This window comes from Actinospineispora eucalypti (assembly GCF_039543365.1).
GTDB classification, from domain to species: domain Bacteria; phylum Actinomycetota; class Actinomycetes; order Mycobacteriales; family Pseudonocardiaceae; genus Pseudonocardia; species Pseudonocardia eucalypti.
The window spans coordinates 1-18,310 of the sequence record NZ_BAABJP010000055.1; the positions used below are offsets into that span (position 1 = coordinate 1).

Annotated in this window: 17 protein-coding genes; 13 read left to right on the plus strand and 4 right to left on the minus strand. The window is 72.1% G+C overall.

Annotated elements, in window-relative coordinates; all coding sequences use genetic code 11:
* The coding region (locus ABEB12_RS35980) for a hypothetical protein (protein ID WP_345703444.1) at window positions 1-181 on the minus strand (181 nt) is incomplete at its 3' end.
* A 331-nt stretch (window positions 182-512) separates the two neighbouring features.
* Window positions 513-1,136: a TetR family transcriptional regulator gene (locus tag ABEB12_RS35985; RefSeq protein ID WP_185065486.1), complete on the minus strand. Its 624-nt coding sequence runs from the start codon at window positions 1,134-1,136 to the stop codon at window positions 513-515.
* Between the two features lie 85 nt (window positions 1,137-1,221).
* Between ABEB12_RS35985 and ABEB12_RS35990 the strand changes: the two genes are divergently transcribed.
* From ABEB12_RS35990 to ABEB12_RS36005, 4 genes are all read left to right on the plus strand, one after another.
* On the plus strand, window positions 1,222-2,172 hold the full coding sequence (locus ABEB12_RS35990; protein WP_185065487.1) for an oxidoreductase: 951 nt from the start codon (window positions 1,222-1,224) through the stop codon (window positions 2,170-2,172).
* Between the two features lie 111 nt (window positions 2,173-2,283).
* Window positions 2,284-3,510: an acyl-CoA dehydrogenase family protein gene (locus tag ABEB12_RS35995; protein WP_185065488.1), complete on the plus strand. Its 1,227-nt coding sequence runs from the start codon at window positions 2,284-2,286 to the stop codon at window positions 3,508-3,510.
* Between the two features lie 9 nt (window positions 3,511-3,519).
* On the plus strand, window positions 3,520-5,328 hold the full coding sequence (locus ABEB12_RS36000; protein ID WP_185065489.1) for an AMP-binding protein: 1,809 nt from the start codon (window positions 3,520-3,522) through the stop codon (window positions 5,326-5,328).
* 70 nt (window positions 5,329-5,398) lie between these two features.
* Window positions 5,399-5,785 (plus strand): hypothetical protein, encoded by a 387-nt coding sequence (locus ABEB12_RS36005; protein WP_185065490.1) that lies wholly within the window; start codon window positions 5,399-5,401, stop codon window positions 5,783-5,785.
* On the opposite strand, the gene ABEB12_RS36010 is transcribed toward ABEB12_RS36005, so the two are convergent.
* Window positions 5,778-6,416 carry a TetR family transcriptional regulator gene (locus ABEB12_RS36010; protein ID WP_185065491.1) on the minus strand — a complete coding sequence of 213 codons (639 nt, stop codon included), beginning with the start codon at window positions 6,414-6,416 and terminating at the stop codon, window positions 5,778-5,780. The genes ABEB12_RS36005 and ABEB12_RS36010 overlap by 8 nt on opposite strands.
* Before the next feature lie 45 nt (window positions 6,417-6,461).
* A complete protein-coding gene (locus ABEB12_RS36015; RefSeq protein ID WP_185065492.1) occupies window positions 6,462-7,703 on the minus strand; it encodes a cytochrome P450 in 1,242 nt (413 codons plus the stop codon).
* Window positions 7,704-7,818: 115 nt separating this feature from the next.
* Here ABEB12_RS36015 and ABEB12_RS36020 point away from each other — a divergent pair, with 115 nt between their 5' ends.
* The 9 genes from ABEB12_RS36020 to ABEB12_RS36060 all read left to right on the plus strand — a co-directional run bounded on the left by ABEB12_RS36020 (window position 7,819) and on the right by ABEB12_RS36060 (window position 18,309).
* The gene (locus ABEB12_RS36020; RefSeq protein WP_185065493.1) at window positions 7,819-8,760 is read left to right on the plus strand and encodes a LysR substrate-binding domain-containing protein; all 942 of its coding nucleotides are present in this window, start codon (window positions 7,819-7,821) and stop codon (window positions 8,758-8,760) included.
* A gap of 71 nt (window positions 8,761-8,831) precedes the next feature.
* Window positions 8,832-9,308, plus strand: coding sequence for a formate dehydrogenase subunit gamma (locus ABEB12_RS36025; protein ID WP_185065494.1), 477 nt, complete (start codon window positions 8,832-8,834; stop codon window positions 9,306-9,308).
* A complete protein-coding gene (locus ABEB12_RS36030) occupies window positions 9,305-10,975 on the plus strand; it encodes an NADH-ubiquinone oxidoreductase-F iron-sulfur binding region domain-containing protein (RefSeq protein WP_185065495.1) in 1,671 nt (556 codons plus the stop codon). The genes ABEB12_RS36025 and ABEB12_RS36030 overlap by 4 nt, the downstream gene beginning before the upstream one ends.
* Window positions 10,972-13,806, plus strand: coding sequence for a formate dehydrogenase subunit alpha (fdhF, locus tag ABEB12_RS36035; RefSeq protein ID WP_185065496.1), 2,835 nt, complete (start codon window positions 10,972-10,974; stop codon window positions 13,804-13,806). The genes ABEB12_RS36030 and fdhF overlap by 4 nt, the downstream gene beginning before the upstream one ends.
* The gene (locus ABEB12_RS36040) at window positions 13,799-14,014 is read left to right on the plus strand and encodes a formate dehydrogenase subunit delta (RefSeq protein ID WP_345703445.1); all 216 of its coding nucleotides are present in this window, start codon (window positions 13,799-13,801) and stop codon (window positions 14,012-14,014) included. Before fdhF ends, ABEB12_RS36040 begins: the two co-directional genes overlap by 8 nt.
* 454 nt (window positions 14,015-14,468) lie before the next feature.
* The gene (locus tag ABEB12_RS36045; protein ID WP_221498774.1) at window positions 14,469-15,029 is read left to right on the plus strand and encodes a VOC family protein; all 561 of its coding nucleotides are present in this window, start codon (window positions 14,469-14,471) and stop codon (window positions 15,027-15,029) included.
* Window positions 15,030-15,036: 7 nt separating this feature from the next.
* The gene (locus tag ABEB12_RS36050) at window positions 15,037-16,152 is read left to right on the plus strand and encodes an alpha/beta hydrolase (RefSeq protein WP_185065497.1); all 1,116 of its coding nucleotides are present in this window, start codon (window positions 15,037-15,039) and stop codon (window positions 16,150-16,152) included.
* A gap of 166 nt (window positions 16,153-16,318) precedes the next feature.
* The gene (locus tag ABEB12_RS36055) at window positions 16,319-17,596 is read left to right on the plus strand and encodes a MurT ligase domain-containing protein (protein ID WP_345703446.1); all 1,278 of its coding nucleotides are present in this window, start codon (window positions 16,319-16,321) and stop codon (window positions 17,594-17,596) included.
* Window positions 17,593-18,309: a glutamine amidotransferase gene (locus ABEB12_RS36060; RefSeq protein WP_185065498.1), complete on the plus strand. Its 717-nt coding sequence runs from the start codon at window positions 17,593-17,595 to the stop codon at window positions 18,307-18,309. Before ABEB12_RS36055 ends, ABEB12_RS36060 begins: the two co-directional genes overlap by 4 nt.
* Window position 18,310 lies beyond the last annotated feature (1 nt).

Genomic DNA, 18,310 nt, shown 5'->3' on the forward strand with positions numbered 1-18,310 from the left:
GCCGGACCAGAGTGCCCGCGCTGACCAGCTCGGTGGTCAGCCGGCGCCACTCGTCATCCGACCCGTCACACCACACGACCCGGTCCGGGGTGGTCAGCTCGGCCACCTCGCTGACCCAGTCGAGAAGTTCTCGGTGTTCGGTCGGTGCCTGGTCGAGTCCGGAAACAAATGTCGCGGTCATCTCTAAATCTCCTAGTCGCGGCCGCGCCCGGTGCGGTCCGCGCATCTGCTCGATATCCGTGAGGGTAGTCGGTAGGCAAACTTGTGGTCCCTATCCTGTGTGCCCGTTAACGAACGGCGCAAGCATGGGAGACCAGGCTCATCCGTGAGATTGCCCAGGTCGGACCCCTGGCCGACGTCGCGGGTCAGCGCGCTGTGGCGAAGGTCGCCGAATAAACCGGTACTCCTTGTTAGTTAGGTCACGCCGCGTCGCTGTCGTCGATACGGGTGAATGTTTAACGATTCAGTCCCGCTATAGGACGATGCAATTCGCGATGGAATCTAACTAAGAGTTAACGCGATTGTTCCAATGACTGGTTCAGGACACTCATCCGTCGGCGCGGGCCAACCATGGCGAACAGCCGGTCCAGCAGCTCGCCGGGGGCGTCGGGCCGCTGCGCGTCCAGCCAGTGCCGGCACATCACGTCGAACGCGCCGAGCGCGGTCACCACCAGGACGTCGGCCTCCAGCGGTGAGGCGACGCGTTCGCGCAGGGCCTCGCCGAGCAGGCGTCGCCAGTGGTCCTGTTTGTCCTGCTGGCGGGCGCGCAGCGCGGGCGTGCCGTGGATGAGCCGGAGCAGGGCGCGCACGTCGTCCGGCCGGGCGTCGAAGCCGGCCAGCGGCACGGCGAAGGCGGCGCGAAGGGCGGTCCACGGGTCCTCGGCGGCCGGGCGGGCGGCCACCGCGTCGGCCAGCTGCTGACCCAGCTCCAGCACGAACCCGAGGACGGTGTCCTCCTTGGTGGGGAAGTAGCGGAAGAAGCTGCGCCGGGACAGCCCCGCGGCCGCCGCGATCTCGTCCACCGTGGTCCGCTCGAAGCCGTTGCGCAGGAACAGCTCCAGCGCCACGGTGGCGATCTCCGCGCGCACCGCCCGCCGGGTGCGCGACCGCAGGTCCTCCGCGCCACCGGTCGTCATGCCTCCGAGTGTAGGTGAGGGCACATTGCGCTGCACTTGGCACTCAGTGCCATACTCTGGGCAGCCCACTTCCATGGAGGACGACATGGCGCACTGGACGGCAGCGGACATCCCGGACCTGAGCGGCAAGGTCGCCCTGGTCACCGGGGCGAACACCGGGCTCGGGTTCGAGGAATCGCTGGAGCTGGCGAAGCACGGCGCGCGGGTGCTGCTCGCCGCGCGCAACCCGGAGAAGGGCGCGGCGGCGATCGCCCGGCTGCGTGACCGGGTGCCGGGGGCGAACGTGGAGCTGGTCAGCCTGGACCTGGCCGACCTGGACTCGGTGCGCGCGCTGGCCGCCGACCTGACCGGCCGGCTGGACCGGCTGGACCTGCTGCTGAACAACGCCGGGGTGATGGCCCCGCCCCAGCGGCGCACCACCGCGCAGGGCTTCGAGCTGCAGTTCGGCACCAACCACCTGGGCCACTTCGCGCTCACCGGGCTGCTGCTGCCGCTGCTGTCCGCCACCGAGGGCGCCCGCGTGGTGACGCTCAGCAGCTTCATGCACAAGCTGGGCCGGCTCAACTTCGACGACCTGCAGAGCGAGCGGTTCTACACCCCGTACTTCACCTACAGCACCTCCAAGCTGGCCAACGCGGTGTTCACGCTCGAGCTGGACCGGCGGCTGCGCGCGGCCGGCCTCGGCGTGCTCAGCGTCGGCGCCCACCCCGGCTACAGCGCGACCGAGCTGCAGACCAGCGGCCCGAGCCTGGCCGGGGGCGGCCCGCTGGCCCGGCTGAACGGCAAGGTCACCGGGCTGGTCACCCCGTTCGTCGCGCAGTCCGCGCCGCGCGGAGCGGAGCCGGCGCTGCGGGCCGCCACCGACCCCGCCGTGCGCGGGGGCGAGTACTACGGGCCGAACCTGGAGTTCCGGGGACACCCGGTGCGCGCCCGGTACATCTCCCGCGCCCACGACGAGTCGGCCGGTGAACGGCTGTGGGCCGCCTCGGCCCGGCTGACGGCGGTCGAGTACCCGCGGCCGGCGGCTCCCCGGTAGGTCGCTCCATCGGTTGCCGGTGGCCCTCGTACGTTGTACGTTCGGTCCGCCGGAGAAAACAGGCAGCGCTGTATGTGAATGCGCCCGGCCGAACCGAATGGAGCCGCCGACGTGATCGAATGGTCGGAGACCGAGCTGCTGGTGCGGGACAGCGTGCGCGCCTTCGTGGACAAGGAGATCCGGCCCCGCGCCGACGAGCTGGAGCACGGCGACCTGCCGCCGTACGACATCATCCGCAAGCTGGCCAAGAGCTTCGGCCTGGACGCGCTGGCCAAGGACCGCTTCGCCAAGTCGATCGAGCGGCAGAACGCCGGCACCGCCGGTGAACCGGAGAAGGACGACTCGGGCGGGTCGCTCAGTGCCGAGGACGCGGCGACCATGCTGGCCTACATCGAGATCTGCAAGGTGAGCCTGGGCATCACGGCGGCCATGGGGGTCAGCGTCGGCCTGGCCGCGCAGACCATCATGTCCAAGGGCAGCGTCGAGCAGCAGCAGCGCTGGGCGCTGGACCTGCTCACCTTCGACAAGATCGGCGCCTGGGCGATCACCGAGCCGAACTCCGGTTCCGACGCGTTCGGCGGCATGACCACCTCGGTCCGCTCGGTGGACGGCGGGGGGTACGTGCTGAACGGGCAGAAGACGTTCATCACCAACGGGCCGTACGCGGACACCATCGTGGTCTACGCCAAGCTGGACGACGGCTCCGAGCCGGACCGCCGGCGCCGCCAGGTGCTCACCTTCGTGCTGGACACCGGCATGCCCGGGCTGACCCAGACCAAGCCGATGCGCAAGATGGGCATGCACTCGTCGCCCACCGGCGAGCTGTTCTTCGACAACGTGCACCTGGACCCGGACCGCCAGTTGCTCGGCGGCAGCTCGGACGGCCGGGAGAGCGCCCGCTCCAACTTCACCGTGGAGCGCGTGGGCATCGCGGCCATGTCGCTGGGCATCATCGAGGAGTGCCTGCGGCTGTGCGTGGACTACGCGCGCAGCCGTGAGCTGTGGGGCCAGAGGATCGGCTCGTTCCAGCTGATCCAGCTCAAGCTGGCGCAGATGGAGGTGGCCCGGCTGAACGTGCAGAACATGGTGTTCCGGGCCATCGAGATGGGCCGGGCCGGCCGCCAGATGACCCTTGCCGAGGCGTCCGCGCTCAAGCTGTACTCGTCTACGGCGGCGACCGAGGTGGCCATGGAGGCCGTCCAGCTGTTCGGCGGCAACGGGTACATGTCCGAGTACCGGGTCGAGCAGCTGGCCAGGGACGCCAAGTCGCTGATGATCTACGCGGGGAGCAACGAGGTACAGGTCACGCACATCGCGCGCGGCCTGCTCAGCGACTAGGGAGGCGCCGTGCGGGACCGGGGAACGCTGCTCGAGCTGATCGACCGCAACGCCGAGGAATACCCCGGCGTGCTGGCCACGGTGGACGGGGACCGCCGGCTGACCTGGGCGCAGTACCGGGAACGCGCGCGGGCGATCGCGCTGGCCCTGCTGGACCTGGGCGTGCGGCACGGCGAGCTGGTCGGGCTGCACCTGGTCAACCGGGCGGAGCACGTGCTCGCGGATGCCGGCGCGCTGCTCGCCGGGGCCACCACCAGCAGCTACTACTACACGCTCGCGCCCGACCAACTGGCCTACGTGGCCGGTGACTCGGCCGCCGTGGTGGCCGTGGTGGACGCGGAGAAGCTGGACCAGTGGCTGGAGATCCGGGACGAGCTGCCCGCGCTGCGCCACCTGGTGGTGCTCGACCTGCCCGCCGACCAGCAGCCGCCGGCCGGGGTGTCCCGGTTCGAGGAGCTGGTGGAGAAGGCCGCCGCCCAGCTGGCCGACCGGGTCGGCGAGGTGGTCGAGGCGGGCGCGTCGACCACCAGGGACGACACGCTGACCATCGTCTACACCTCCGGCACCACCGGGCCGCCGAAGGGCACCGTGGTCACCCACGGCGGGGCGCGGTGGGTGATGGACGACGTGCGGCGCCAGCTCGAGGAGTCCTCCTGGGAGAGCCCGGTGGGCAAGGTCGCACTGTCCTACCTGCCGCTGGCGCACATGGCCGAGCGGATGTTCAGCCATTACCTGGCGATCGGCCAGGTGATCACCGTGCACTACGTGCGCGACCCCAAGCTGCTGCCCGAGGCGCTGCCGGTGGCCCGGCCGCACGTGTTCCTGGGCGTGCCCCGGATCTGGGAGAAGATCTACGGAACCATCGCCGAGCGGGCCGCCGCCGAGCCGAAGGCGGCGCGCCGGGCACTCGGCCAGCTGGCCATCCGGGTGGCCGTCTCGGTCGGCCGGGCCACCTTCGGCGGGCCGGCGCCGAGCCTGGTTGACCGGCTGCTGCACCCCCTGCTGCACCGGTTGGTCTACCGCCGGATCGCCGCCGTGATCGGCCTGGACCGGGTGGAGTACGCGGTGAGCGGCGCCGCTCCGCTCTCGGCCGAGGTGCTGGCCTTCTGGTCGGGCATCGGCATCGACATCTACGAGGCCTACGGCATGACCGAGACCACCTGCGTGCTGACCACCAACCCGGCCGACGCGCCCCGCCCCGGCACGGTGGGCAAGGCGCTGCCCGGGGTGGAGCTGCGCATCGCGCCGGACGGGGAGATCCTGGCCCGGGGGCCGAACATGACCCCGGGCTACCTGAACAACCCGGCGGCCACCGCCGAGCTGATCGACCGGGACGGCTGGCTGCACACCGGCGACATCGGCGAGCTGGACGCGGACGGCTACCTGCGGCTGACCGGCCGGAAGAAGGAACTGATCATCAACGCGGCCGGCAAGAACATCTCGCCGGCCAACATCGAGCAGGCGTTGTCCGGGGCGTCCGCGCTGCTCGGGCCGGTGTGCGTGTACGGCGACGGGAAGCCGTACCTGGTCGCGCTGCTCACCCTGGACCCGCTGGGCTGGCGGGAGTGGTGCGCCGCGCGCGGCATCGCGGCCGAGACGCCGGCCGAGGCGGTGGCCGACGAACGGGTGCGCGCCGAGGTGGACCGGGCGGTCACCGAGGGCAATGCCGGGCTGTCCCGGGTGGAGCAGGTGAAGCGCTGGACGCTGCTGGACCGGCTGTGGGACGTGCCGACCGGCGAGCTGACCCCCACCCTGAAGCTGAAGCGCCCGGTGGTCAACGAGCGCTACCGCGACGAGATCGAGCGGCTCTACGCGTAGGGCTCTTTTCGGGTGACGCATGTTTGAGCAGGGGTGATCGAGCCCATCGTCGTTCATGACCATTTCTCGTGTGGCAGTCATCGCGGGCGCGGCGCTGGCCCTCACGGCCTGCGCGGGCTCGAGCCCGGTCGCGGTCAACGCGCCGCCCGGCGCCAGCTCGATGAACGTGCGGATCGGCACCGACGGCGACGAGTCGAAGCCGATGAAAGTCAGCTACACCTGCCCGGGCTCCGGGACCGGGTCGGTGTGCGGGCCGGAGACCATCGAGGGGCACTGGGCGAAGACGCTCAACGCGCCGGTAGGCACCGCGCTGTGGATGCAGGTCGAGCGGGCCGATCCGAACTCGTCCGGGACGACACCCAACTGCTGGATCTCCGACGAGTCCGGCGGCAAGGTCTACATCAAGGACGCCAAGGGCACCTGCGTCCTCCGGGTGGAACCGGCCCCGCCTAGCTAGGCGGCTGGGCGAGGACGTGCTCGAACAGCACGCGCAGGTCGGCCTTGGCCCGGCGCCAGCGGGCGTCGTACTCGGCATCCGAACCGGGCAGCGCGAGCTTGCCGAGCATGATGCCCCGGACCGCGTCCCCGGCGGTGTAGACCGCGTGCAGGATGGCCGGGTCGTTGCCCCGGCCGAACAGCCGCCGGGTGAACTCGACCACCGAGCCGGAGGTGCTCTGCTCCATGATCTTCACCCGGCGGCCCAGGTCGGGCTCGGTCCGGGCGGCCACCCACAGCTCCAGTACCGCGGTGAGCACCGGCCCCTGGTGCAGCGACCAGATCAGGTCCAGGCAGGCCTCGATCGGGTCGTCGGCGGCTTGGGCCCGCTCGATCGCGCCGAGCAGCTCCTGGGTACGGGACGCGGCGATGTGGCCGACGGCGGCCACCACCATGTCGGTCTTGGACGCGAAGTGGTGGGCCAGTGCGCCCCTGGTCACCCCGGCCAGCTCGACCACCCGCACGGTGGTGGTCCCCCCGTAACCGTGCTCGGCCAGGCATCTCACCGTCGCGTCCAGGATCAGCCTGCGGGTGGCGGCGCTGCGCTGTTCCTGGGTGCGGCGGGGGGCGCGCGCGGAGGCCGGACTGCTCACCGGGCCAGGATAGCGCCGGCTACCGGCAGGCGTGCAGGTAAGTCTTCAGTGGCTGAAGGTCACCGGGAGCCGCTTGATCCCGTTGATGAACGCCGACTTCAGGCGGTCCGGCTCGGCGGTGGCGTGGATGTCCGGGATCCGGGTGAGCAGCTCGCGGAACATCACGGTGATCTCCCGCCGGGCCAGGTGGGCGCCCAGGCAGAAGTGCGGCCCCGGTCCGCCGAAGCCGATGTGCCGGTTCGGCGAGCGCCGGATGTCGAACTTTTCCGGCGCCTCGAAGTACTTCGGGTCCCGGTTGGCCGCCCAGTAGAACATCAACACCTTGTCGCCGGCCTCCAGGCGCTGCCCGGACAGGTCGGCGGGCTCGGCCAGCGTGCGCCGCATGTAGATCACCGGAGAGGCCCAGCGGACGATCTCCTCGACCGCGCCGGGGGTGTGCCGGTCCAGGTCGGCAAGCCACAGCGCGCGCTGGTCGGGGTGCTCGGTGATCAGCTGGATGCCCCAGCTGATCGCGTTGCGGGTGGTCTCGTTGCCGGCCGCGACCAGCAGGATGAAGAACGAGGCCAGCTCGTCCGGGGTCAGCGCCTCGCCGTCGACGCGGGCGTTCAGCAGCACCGAGGTGAGGTCGTCGGTGGGGTGTTCGGCGCGTTCCGCGGCCAGCTCGCGCATCAGGTTGGCCAGGTCGTTGGCCGCGTTGAAGGCGGCCAGGTAGAGGCCGTCCAGGTTCGGCACGTACTCCGGGTCCTGGGCGCCGAGCAGCAGGTTGGTGCGGTCGAACACCAGCCGGCGCTGGCTGTCCGGGATGCCCATCATGTCGCAGATGATGGTCAGCGGGAGCTTGGCCGCGATGTCCGCGACCGCGTCGCACTCGCCCCGCTCGATGACCTCGTCCACGATCTCGGTGGCCACCCGGGACACGTTCTCGGTCAGTGCGTCCAGCATCTTCGGGGTGAAGCCCCGGGACACGATGCGGCGCAGCCGGCCGTGCCTCGGGTCGTCCATATTGATCATTGACCCGGTGAACTCGAGCAGCTCGGGTGGCATGTCGGTGACCACGGTGCCGCCCTGGCCGGAGGTGTAGAGGGCCGGCGTCCGGCTCGCGGTCAGCACGTCGTCCATCCGGGTCAGCGCGTAGAAGCCGCGACCCGGCGGGAACATCGCGACCTTGGGTTCGGTGAAGAAGGGGAGCCCGGGGCGGTCGCGCAGCTCGGCGAAGCCGGCGTGCCGCCGCTCGATCGGTTCGGCCCAGAAGCTGATGTCCGAGAGATCGGCCGACATCGTTGTCATGGGTCGAGCATCCCCGCATTCAACGGGTGTGGACAATCCGCCGAACGTACGATGTACGTGCCCGGTGCAACAACTCAGCGTTATGACTTTGCGGTGACCGCACTAGGCTGCGGGCGTGCTGCTTCGCCAGCTGGAGTACCTCGCCGCGCTCGCCAAGGAGCGGCACTTCGCGCGCGCGGCGGACGCCTGTCACGTCTCCCAGCCCGCGCTCTCGGCGGGCATCCGGCGGTTGGAGGCGGAGCTGGGCGTGCAGGTGGTGCTGCGCGGCCGGCGGTTCGAGGGGTTCACCCCGGAGGGCGAGCGCGTGGTCGACTGGGCGCACCGCATGCTGGCCGACCAGGACGGCCTGCTGCAGGAACTGTCCGCGCTGCGCGAGGGGCTCACCGGCCAGCTGCGGATCGGGGCCATCCCGACGGCGCTCACGGTGTCCTCGCTGCTCACCGAGCCGTTCCGGCTGCACCACCCCCGGGTGCGGATCAGCCTGGAGTCGCTGTCCTCCCGGGAGATCGTGCGCCGGCTGGCCGAGTTCGAGCTGGACGTCGGGATGACCTACGTGGACGGTGAGCCCCTCGGCGCGGTGCGCACCGTCCCCCTCTACCGGGAGCGCTACCTGCTGCTCACCCCGGAGGACGGCCCGTTCGCCGGCCGGGCCGAGGTGGGCTGGGCGGACCTGGCGGACACCGAGATGTGCCTGCTCGCGCCCAACATGCAGAACCGGCGCATCCTGGACCGCAACTTCGCCGAGGCGGGGGCCAGCGTGCTGCCCTCGGTGGAGGCGGACGCGGTGTCCGTGCTGTACGCGCACGTGGGCACCCGCCGGTGGTCGACGGTCATCGCGCACGCCTGGCTGCACATGTTCGGCGTGCCGGCCGGCATGCGGGTGATCCCGATGGCCGCGCCGCCGCACTCCCACCGGGTCGGCCTGGTCCTCGCCGACCGCGACCCGGAGCCGATGCTGGCCCGGGCGCTGCTGGAGGTGGCGGCGGCGGTCGACGTGCGGGCCGAGCTGAACGCGGTGCTGCGCGGGCACCTGCGCCCGGTCGACCGGCCGGACTGATAAACCGCGTTTATCAACCCATAGCCAAGAGTGCTTTGACGGCGACTGTATACAACGGTCAGAGTTCGGCTATGACAGTTGGCCTCACCGGCGAGACCACCGAGCGGCGGGTGCGAGGGATCGTCGCCGAACACCGCGAAGAGCGGGGCGCGCTGTTGCCCATCCTGCACGCGGTACAGGCCGAGTTCGGCCACGTCGACCCGGCCGTGGTGCCGGTGCTGGCCGAGGAGCTGAACCTGTCGGTCGCCGAGGTGCACGGCGTGGTCACCTTCTACCGGGACTTCCGGCGGGAGCCGGGCGGCCGGACCACGGTGCGCATCTGCCGCGCGGAGGCCTGCCAGGCGGTCGGTGCGAACGAGCTGGCCGACCACGCCCGTGACCGCCTCGGCGTCGGCTTCGGGGAGACCACGGCGGACGGCGCGGTCAGCCTGGACGAGGTGTTCTGCCTGGGCAACTGCGCGCTGGGGCCGGCGGTTCAGGTGGGCGGCCGGCTGCACGGGCGGGTCGGCCCGGCCCGGCTGGACGCGCTGCTCGGGGAGGCCCGGTGAAGCTTTACGTACCGAGGGACTCGGCGGCGCGGTCGGTCGGAGCCGACGAGGTGGCCGAGCGGCTGGCGGCGCTCGTGCCGGACGCCGAGATCGTGCGCACCGGCTCGCGCGGCATGCTCTGGCTGGAACCGCTGGTCGAGGTGGAACTCGCCGGCGGAGCCGGCGCGCTGGGTCGGGCGCCCAGTTCGGCGCCCGACGGAGACACCGCCGGCGGAGCCGGCGCGCTGGGTCGGGCGCCCGACGGAAACATCGCCGGCCGCGTCGGCTACGGGCCGGTGCGGCCCGAGGACGTGGACGGCCTGGTCGCGGCCGGCATGCTGGACGGCGCCCCGCACGAGCTGGGCCACGGCCCGGTCGAGGAGCTGCCGTGGATGCGCGGCCAGCAGCGGGTGACCTTCGCCCGGGTGGGGGTGACCGACCCGCTGTCCGCCCGGGCGTACACCGAGCACGGCGGCATGGCCGGGCTGCGCCGGGCGCTGGAGATGACCCCGGCCGAGGTGGTCGCCGAGGTGACCGAGTCCGGCCTGCGCGGCCGGGGCGGCGCCGGCTTCCCCACCGGCATCAAGTGGAAGACGGTGTTGGGCGCGGCCGCGGACCAGAAGTACGTGTGCTGCAACGCCGACGAGGGCGACTCCGGAACCTTCGCCGACCGCATGCTGATCGAGGGTGACCCGTTCGCGCTGATCGAGGGCATGACCATCGCCGGCTACGCGGTGGGGGCCACCGAGGGCTACGTGTACGTGCGCTCCGAGTACCCGGACGCGGTGGCCACGCTGCGCTCGGCGATCGAGATCGGCTACGCGCACGGCTGGCTGGGGGAGCGGGTGCTCGGCTCGGACGCCCGGTTCGACCTGCACGTGCGGGTGGGCGCCGGGGCGTACATCTGCGGCGAGGAGACCTCCATGCTGGAGAGCCTGGAGGGCAAGCGCGGAATGGTCCGGCCCAAGCCGCCGATCCCGGCGCTGGAGGGCCTGTTCGGCCGGCCGACCGTGGTCAACAACGTGCTCTCGCTGGCCTCGGTGCCGGCGATCATGGCGGATGGTGCGGCGGCCTTCGCGGCGTTGGGCGTCGGCCGATCGAGGGGCACCCAGGTGTTCCAGCTGGGCGGGAACGTGGCCCGGGGCGGCGTGGTGGAGACCGCCTTCGGCGTGACCTTGGGCGAGCTGGTGGACACGTTCGGCGGGGGCACCGCGTCCGGCCGCCCGGTTCGCGCGGTGCAGGTGGGCGGCCCGTTGGGGGCCTACCTGCCGCCTGCGCAGTTCGGCCTCCCGATGGACTACGAGGCGTTCGCCGAGGCCGGGGCGATGGTCGGGCACGGCGGGATCGTGGTGTTCGACGACTCCGTCGACATGGCCGCCATGGCCAGGTTCGCCTTCGAGTTCTGCGCCGAGGAGTCCTGCGGCCGGTGCACCCCGTGCCGGGTCGGCGCGGTGCGCGGGGTGGAGACCATCGACCGCATCCGCTCGGGCGGAAACGATGCGGACCGGAAGAAGAACCTGGTGCTGCTGGACGACCTGTGCGAGCTGATGACCGACGGCTCGCTGTGCGCCATGGGCGGGCTGACGCCCATGCCGGTGCGCAGCGCCGTGCGGCACTTCGCGGAAGACTTCGCTGGAGCCGGTCTCGGCGCCGACCCCGTCGCTGGCCTGGGAGGAACAGTCCAATGAGCCTGCTCAAGGAACCGGACTACGGCACCCCGGCCCGCCCGGGCGCGGCCACCGTCGAGCTCACCGTGGACGGCATGCCGGTGAGCGTGCCGCCCGGCACCTCGGTGATGCGCGCGGCCAAGCACGCCGGCGTGGACATCCCCAAGCTGTGCGCCACGGACAGCCTGGAGGCGTTCGGGTCCTGCCGGCTGTGCGTGGTGGAGATCGACGGCGCGCGGGGCGTGCCGGCCTCCTGCACCACCCCGGTGGCTCCCGGCATGGTCGTGCGCACGCAGACCGAGAAGCTGGCCAAGCTGCGCCGGGGCGTCATGGAGCTGTACATCTCCGATCACCCGCTGGACTGTCTGACCTGCTCGGCCAACGGCGACTGCGAGCTGCAGGACATGGCCGGGGTGACCGGGCTGCGCGAGGTCCGCTACGGCTCCGGCTCCGGTGACGGCTCGGCGCCGGCCCACCATCTCGACGCCCCCAAGGACACCTCCAACCCGTACTTCGACTTCGACGCGTCCAAGTGCATCGTGTGTTCCCGCTGCGTGCGGGCCTGCGACGAGGTGCAGGGCACGCTGGCGCTGACCATCGACGGGCGGGGTTTCGACTCGAAGGTGGCGGCCGGCGCGGGCGTGCCGTTCATGGAGTCGGACTGCGTCTCCTGCGGCGCCTGCGTGCAGGCCTGCCCGACCGCCACGCTGCAGGAGAAGACGGTCGTCGAGCTGGGCATGCCCACCCGGAGCGTGATCACCACCTGCGCGTACTGCGGGGTGGGCTGCTCGTTCAAGGCTGAGCTGCGCGGGGACGAGCTGGTCCGGATGGTGCCGTACAAAGGCGGCGGCGCCAACGAGGGGCACTCCTGCGTCAAGGGCCGGTTCGCCTTCGGCTACGCCTCGCACCCGGACCGGGTGCTGGAGCCGATGGTGCGGGACTCGATCGCCGACGAGTGGCGCAAGGTCTCCTGGGAGGAGGCCATCGGGTTCACCGCCCGCCGCCTGCGGGAGATCCAGGCTTCCTACGGCCGCGACTCGATCGGCGCCATCACCTCGTCCCGGTGCACCAACGAGGAGGTGTACGTCGTCCAGAAGATGGTGCGGGCGGCGTTCGGCAACAACAACGTGGACACCTGCGCGCGGGTCTGCCACTCGCCGACCGGCTACGGCCTGAAGCAGACCTTCGGCACCTCCGCCGGCACCCAGGACTTCAAGTCGGTGGCCGAGGCCGACGTGATCATGGTGATCGGGGCAAACCCCACGGACGGGCACCCGGTCTTCGCCTCCCGGATGAAGCGGCGGCTGCGCGCCGGAGCGAAGCTGATCGTGATCGACCCCCGGCGGATCGACCTGGTCCGCTCGCCGCACATCCGGGCCGAGCACCACCTCTCGCTGGCCCCCGGCACCAACGTGGCCGTGGTGAACGCGCTGGCCCACGTGGTGGTCACCGAGGGCCTGGTGGACCGGGAGTTCGTCGACGCGCGGTGCGAGGGCGTCGCGGAGTGGGAGGCGTTCATCGCCCGCCCGGAGCACAGCCCGGAGGCGGTGGAGCCGATCACCGGCGTGCCGGCGGCCGAGCTGCGCGCGGCGGCCCGGCTGTACGCCACCGGTGGCAACGCGGCGATCTACTACGGCCTCGGGGTCACCGAACACAGCCAGGGCTCGACCATGGTGATGGGCATGGCCAACCTGGCCATGGCCACCGGCAACATCGGCCGGGACGGGGTCGGGGTGAACCCGCTGCGCGGGCAGAACAACGTGCAGGGGTCCTGCGACATGGGCTCGTTCCCGCACGAGCTGCCCGGCTACCGGCACGTGGCGGACGAGTCGGTGCGCGACATCTACGAGTCGCTGTGGGGCACGCCGGTGCTGGACGAGCCGGGCCTGCGCATCCCGAACATGTTCGACTCGGCGCTGGACGGGTCGTTCCGCGCGCTGTTCGTACAGGGTGAGGACATCGCCCAGTCCGACCCGAACACCCAGCACGTGCACGCCGCGCTGGCCGCGCTGGACCTGGTGGTGGTGCAGGACCTGTTCGTCAACGAGACCGCCAAGTTCGCCCACGTGCTGCTGCCCGGCACCTCGTTCCTGGAGAAGGACGGCACCTTCACCAACGCCGAGCGGCGGATCAACCGGGTGCGCCCGGTGATGACCTCGCGCACCGGCAAGCAGGAGTGGGAGATCATCTGCGAGATCGCCCAGGCGATGGGCTACCCGATGAGCTACGAGGACTCGGCGCAGATCATGGACGAGATCGCGCTGACCACGCCCACCTTCGCCGGGGTGTCCTTCGAGCACCTGGACCGGGTGGGCAGCGTGCAGTGGCCGTGCAACGAGAAGGCGCCGAACGGCACGCCGATCATGCACGTGGACGGTTTCGTGCGGGGCAAGGGACGGTTCGTGGAGACCGCCTACGTGCCGACCCGCGAGCGCAGTACCCGGCGCTTCCCGCTGATCCTGACCACCGGCCGGATCCTGAGCCAGTACAACGTGGGCGCGCAGACCCGGCGCACCGCCAACGTGGCCTGGCACCCGGAGGACCTGCTGGAGATCCACCCGCACGACGCCGAGGTGCGGGGCATCGAGGACGGCGACATGGTCACGCTGAGCAGCCGGGTCGGGCACACCACGCTGCGCGCCACGGTGGCCGACCGGATGCCGGTCGGCGTGGTCTACACGACCTTCCACCACCCGGTGACCGGCGCGAACGTGGTGACCACCGACCAGTCCGACTGGGCCACCAACTGCCCCGAGTACAAGGTCACCGCCGTGCAGGTGGCGCTGACCGGGGACCGGGAGGCCGCGCGGGCGGGCCGGGGGAGCAGGCCGATGGCGGTGGCCGGTGACTGAGCACGGCCCCGACCCGGTGCTGCGCCTGATGGACGACATCGCCCGGCACTTCGCGCACAAGCCCGCCGACCAGGCCGGCGCGGCGATCGCCGCGCACATCCGTTCGTTCTGGGACCCGCGAATGCGCCGCGCCCTGGACACCGCGTTCCGCCAGGGCGCCCTCACCGACCCCGGCGCCCGCTACGCCGCCGCCCTTCTCGGGGAGTAGGCCGGCCGCACCGGTGCTCGGTGCCGGTTCTGAAGATCGCTTGGACGGCGCGGCGGGGCATTCTGACGCCGGCGGAGCTCCGCCCGTTGCGTTCAGGCGGGTGGGCCGCTCTGGCGCTGGTGTAGCCCTCGACAAGGGAGTGGCTGTCGAGGAGTCTTCGGTTACCAACCGGTAGTTACCGTCCGTAACTGCTGGCCGTCCGCGCTCTGACCAGCCGCAACAGGCCGTCACCAACGGCGGAAGACCGCCCCGACTGCGCCGTCCAAGCAATCTTTGTAACCGGCCCCGCGCCGGTATTGGCCTCGTCGTCGCACCGCCGAGGTCGCGACCAAAGACGCCTTTCCTTGATCGAACGTCTGTCATCGCGACCTCGGCGCGGAGCCCAGGTGAGAAACAGGTAGACCTGCCGGTAAGTACGGCGTACGCTCGGTTTGATATCAACCGAGGAGGCAGCGTGGCCAATCGGGAGTTCGAGCTGGGCGGGATCAACCACCTTGCGCTGGTCTGTTCGGACATGGAGCGGACGGTCGAGTTCTACACGGGCGTGCTGGGCATGCCGCTGATCAAGACGATCGAGCTGCCCGGCGGGCGCGGCCAGCACTTCTTCTTCGACTGCGGCAACGGGGACTGCGTGGCGTTCTTCTGGTTCCCCGGTGCGCCGGACGGGGTGCCCGGCATTTCGGCGCCGCCCGGCCGGCCGGACCAGGGCGACATCACCAGTGCGGTCGGCTCGATGAACCACGTCTCGTTCAGCGTCCCGCCGGAGCGGTTCGACGAGTACTACACCAAGCTGCGGGGCAAGGGCGTCGCGGTCAGCCCGGTGCTGAACCACGACGACAGCGAGGCCGGGGTGACCAGGGACCTGCACCCCGGCGTGTTCGTCCGGTCGTTCTACTTCACCGACCCGGACGGCATCCTGCTGGAGTTCGCCTGCTGGCTGCGCGAGTTCACCGAGGCGGACGTGGCCCACCGGCCGAAGAAGGCCAGCGACCGAACCCTGCCGGCCGGCGTCTGACCGCCGGATGGCGGACGTCAGCCGGGAGTTCGTCGGGCTGGAGTCGCCGCTGGCGCCGAGGGCCGGGGCGGGTGGCCACCCGTGCCAGGGGCTCTACCACCGGCCGGCCGGGGCCTGGCCGCGCACGGCGGTGATCGCCTGCCACTACAACGTGGACTTCGCCGAGCACTACCTGGCCGAGCACCTGGCCCGGCGGGGCTACGGTTTCCTCGGCTGGAACACCCGGTTCCGGGGCAACGAGGCCTACTTCCTGCTGGACCACGCGCTGGCCGAGATCGGGGTCGGGGTGCGCTGGCTGCGCGAGCGGGCCGGGGTGGAACGGGTGGTGCTGCTGGGCAACTCCGGCGGCGGGTCGCTGATGGCCGCCTACCAGTCGCAGGCGGTGGCGCCGAACGTCACTCCGTCCGGCGACCGGGCGGCGGAGGCCATCGCGGAGCTGGCGCCGGGGGACTTCTACGTCTCCCTGGCCGCGCACCCCGGCCGGCCCGACGTGCTCACCGCGTGGCTGGACCCGTCGGTCACCGACGAGGCCGACCCGCTGTCCGTGGACCCGGCGCTGGACCCCTACGACCCGGCCAACGGCCCGCCGTTCGACGCCGGCTTCCAGGCCGCGTACCGGGCCGCGCAGCTGGCCCGCAACCACCGGATCACCGACTGGGCGGAACGGCGGCTGGCCGCGCTGCGCGGCGGCCGGGCGGCCGACCGGCTGTTCCACACCTACCGGTCCTGGGCCGACCTGAGGATGATCGACCCGGCCATCGAGCCCTCGTCCCGGCCCCCGGGACGCTGCTACGCCGGCGACCCGAAGGCGGCCAACTACGGGGTGTTCGGCATCGGCATGCAGTCCACCCTGCGCACCTGGCTGTCCATGTGGGGCATGCGCACCTCGCAGTGCCGGGCCGCACCGCACCTGGCCCGGATCACCCTGCCGGCGTTGGTCGTTCACGCCAACGGGGACAGCGGGGTGTACGAGAGTGACGCGCGCGGCATCCACGCGGGACTGGCCGGGGAGGACCGGGAGCTGCACCTGCTGGAGGGCGACCACTACTTCCGGCGCCCGGCCGGCGCCCGGGAGGAGCTGGCCGACCTGGTCGCCGGCTGGCTGGGCGCCCGGGGAGCCTGAGCGGGTGCTCAGACCGGTCGCCGCTGGTCGAGCGGTGCGGACCGGCCTTACCTGAGCCGTTATCACTATTTGCTGTCAGTTTCCTGTGCGATCGTGCCACGCTTGCCCCGACCCGCGACCGTGCCGACTGGTTGGGGCGACCAGATGGGTGATCAGCGCTGTGCGAATGAGCGAGACCGTGCCCGGGCCCCGGGTCGGACCGGCGCGCCCGATGCCCCGGCTGGGTGACAGCTGGTCCGATCTGGCGGTGCGCTCCGGGTTGCTGGTGGCGCGGCTGTCCCGCTCGCTCGGCCTCGGCGACGGCTCGAACGTCGGTGGCCGCGTGAGCCTGGCGCTGCATCCCGGCGCCCTGGGCCGGCTGGCCCAGGGCCGGCGGGTGGTGCTGGTCTCCGGCACCAACGGGAAGACCACGACCAGCCACCTGCTGGCCGAGGCGCTGGGCACCCTGGGCGAGGTCGCGCACAACGCCTCCGGCTCCAACATGGCCGAGGGCGTCGCCGCCGCGCTGGCCACCGCTCGCGACGCGGACCGGGCGGTGATGGAGGTGGACGAGCTGCACCTGGCCCGGGTGGCCAGGCAGTCCCACCCGGTGCTGATCGTGCTGCTCAACCTGACCCGGGACCAGCTGGACCGGGCGGCCGAGGTGCGGCGCACCGCCGCCGCGGTCGGCCGGGCGCTGGCCGAGCTGCCGCACACCACCGTGCTGGCCAACGTGGACGACCCGATGACGGTGTGGGCGGCCGGCCACGCCGCCGGGCCGGTGGTCTGGGTGGCGGCGGACACCGGTTGGCGGGCCGACTCGATGACCTGCCCCCGGTGCGGCCGGCCGCTGGCCGAACGGCGGTCCGCGTGGCGCTGCTCCTGCGGCCTGGCCCGCCCGGAGCCGGACTGGCGGCTGGCCGGGTCGGTGGCCATCGGGCAGGACTCGGCCACTCCGCTGACGCTGAACCTGCCCGGCCCGGTGAACCGGGCGAACGCGCTGATGGCGCTGGCCGCCGCCCGCCACGAGGGCGTGGAGCCGGTGCGGGCCGCCGCCGCGATGGGCCGGGTGGAGCAGGTGGCCGGCCGGTACGCCACCTTCGACGTCGGCCCGCACCGGCTGCGCCTGCTCCTGGCCAAGAACCCCGCCGGCTGGGCGGCCACGCTGGGCATGCTCCGTCCCGGCCGGCCGCTGGTGGTCGCGGTGAACGCGCGCGAGGCGGACGGCCGGGACACCTCCTGGCTGTGGGACGTGGACTTCGGCGCGCTGGCCGGCCGGCCGGTGGTGGCCAGCGGGGAGCGGGCCGCCGACATCGGGGTGCGGCTCAGCTACGCCGACCTGCCGCACCGGACCGAAGCGGACCCGCTGGCCGCGGTGGCCGGGCTGCCCGCCGGGGAGGTGGACGTGGTGGCCAACTACACCGCCTTCTTCACCCTGCGCCGTCGCCTGGCGGCGCGGGCATGACCCTGGACTCGTCGGTGCGCATCGGGCTGCTGCTGCCGGATGTGCTCGGTACCTACGCCGACGGCGGGAACGCCACCGTGCTGGCGCAGCGCCTGCGCTGGCGGGGCGTGCCCGCCGAGGTGCTGTCCTGCCCGGCGAGCGAGGAACCGCCGACCGGCTGCGAGATCTACCTGCTCGGCGGCGGCGAGGACGCGGCGCAGCTGTTCGCCGCCGACTGGCTGCGCGAGCGCCCGGCGCTGTGCCGCGCGCTGGCCGGGCCGGCGGTGACGCTGGCGGTGTGCGCCGGGCTGCAGATTCTCGGGCACACGCTGACCGACGCGGCGGGGCAACCCCGGCCCGGGGCCGGCCTGCTCGACCTGGCCACCCGCCCCAGGGCCGGCCGGGCGACCGGCGAGATCACCACGGAATGCCTGCTGCCCGGGGTCGGCCGGCTGAGCGGGTTCGAGAACCACCGGGGCGTGACCACCCTCGGACCCGACGCCCGGCCGCTCGGCCGGGTGCTGCGCGGGGTGGGCAACGGGGACCGGGGCCGGTGGGGCCGGGGCGGCGAGGGTGCCCGGGCCGGCCGGATCTTCGGCACCTACCTGCACGGTCCGGTGCTCGCCCGCAACCCGGCGCTGGCCGACCACCTGCTGACCCTGGCCACCGGCTCGGAGCTGGCCGAGCTGGAGGTGGCGGACCAGGCCGCGCTGCGCCGGCAGTACCTGGGCTAAT